This is a genomic window from Winogradskyella psychrotolerans (assembly GCF_018860565.1).
GTDB lineage: Bacteria > Bacteroidota > Bacteroidia > Flavobacteriales > Flavobacteriaceae > Winogradskyella > Winogradskyella damuponensis.
In genome coordinates this window covers 1-1,512 of record NZ_JAHKPS010000008.1, presented here as the reverse complement: position 1 = coordinate 1,512, position 1,512 = coordinate 1, and the positions used below count along the sequence as shown (strand labels likewise).

Below are 1,512 nucleotides of genomic sequence, written 5' to 3'. Positions count from 1 at the left end.
TTTCAGTATAATACAAAAACCCAGATACCAAGTGAATAAAACAATATTTGATATTACCAAAATGGATTGTCCTTCAGAGGAAAATCTTATCCGAATGAAATTGGACGGAATTTCAAGCATTGCGAATTTGGACTTTGATATTCCGAATCGAAAATTGACCGTTTTTCACAGCGGAGAAATTGACCAAATCGAAAAGTCCGTTATCGAATTGAATTTAGGTGGAAAAAAAATCTCAACGGAACAAACCGACCAAACGGAATTTAAAGAAAACGAAAATCAGAAAAAACTACTTTGGTCTGTACTTGCCATAAATTTTGCTTTTTTCATTATTGAAATGACAACAGGAATTATCTCAAAATCTATGGGACTTGTTGCCGATAGTTTAGATATGCTTGCGGACAGTTTTGTGTACGGAATTAGTTTGTTTGCGGTTGGCGGAACAGTAATAAAGAAAAAACGGATTGCCAAACTTGCTGGATATTTTCAAATAATACTTGCGATTATTGGATTTGTAGAAGTCTTGAGAAGATTTTTCGGAAACGAGAAACTTCCCGATTTTTCAACAATGATTATAGTTTCGATTTTTGCACTTATTGCAAACGGAATTTGTCTTTATATTTTGCAAAAGTCAAAGAGCAAAGAAGAAGCACATATGAAAGCGAGTATGATTTTCACTTCGAATGACGTGATTATCAATTTGGGAGTAATTATTGCAGGAATTTTAGTGCATTATTTGAGTTCTAATAAACCTGATTTGATTATCGGAACAATTGTTTTTGCATTGGTAATTCAAGGAGCATTTCGGATTTTGAAATTAAGTAAGTGAACTAAAAAAGCACTACTTACAACAACGTGTATAATTAATGGCTGGTTCTCGCCTACTTACGAAAATCCTCGCGGATTTTCTATTCGGTTTTTATTTGCTAAATTAGGTGCTTAAACACGCCACTAATCATACACAAAACCGTTGTACACAAGCTAAGAAATGAGAAACTTGTATTTACTTTTTTTATTTATATCTATTTGTTTTTCATTTACAAAACAGAATAAAAATATCGATGTCCAATTACTAGGTATTTGGGAGCCCAAAGAGTTTAAGGAAGGAATCATAATTTTCGAAAAGAAAAAAAGAATCCGAAAAAAACATCAGGCTTATCATTTTAAAAATGATAGAAAAATTTTTATGCGTTTGGCTGGAATTTTATGTGGAAGTGAAAAAGAATTTTATAATGATGAAATTGCAGAATGGACAATTTCTGCTGATTCTATCATAACTATTAAACATAATAATCCAACAACGATTTACAAAAGAAATTTTAAATTCTTAAAAATTAATAATTCTCAGTTATTCTTGAAAAAACTAGATGACCAAGAAATAAGAAAAAAGAAAGATCTCTAAAACAATTGATATCAGAAAAAACAGCCAGTGTACAACACCGTGTATATTTAATTGCTTTATTCTTGCCTACTTGCGAAAATACCTGCGGAATTTTCACGGGTTCGTTAAAGTTT

The 1,512-nt window shown here is 31.3% G+C and carries 2 protein-coding genes; both read left to right on the top strand.

Annotation, left to right across the window (positions count from 1 at the left end; all coding sequences use genetic code 11):
- Positions 1–31 precede the first annotated feature (31 nt).
- Positions 32–826 (top strand): cation transporter, encoded by a 795-nt coding sequence (locus tag KO504_RS02490; RefSeq protein WP_215924748.1) that lies wholly within the window; start codon positions 32–34, stop codon positions 824–826.
- Positions 827–985: 159 nt separating this feature from the next.
- Positions 986–1,399, top strand: a complete 414-nt coding sequence (locus KO504_RS02485; RefSeq protein ID WP_215924747.1) for a hypothetical protein — start codon at positions 986–988, stop codon at positions 1,397–1,399.
- Positions 1,400–1,512: the final 113 nt, after the last annotated feature.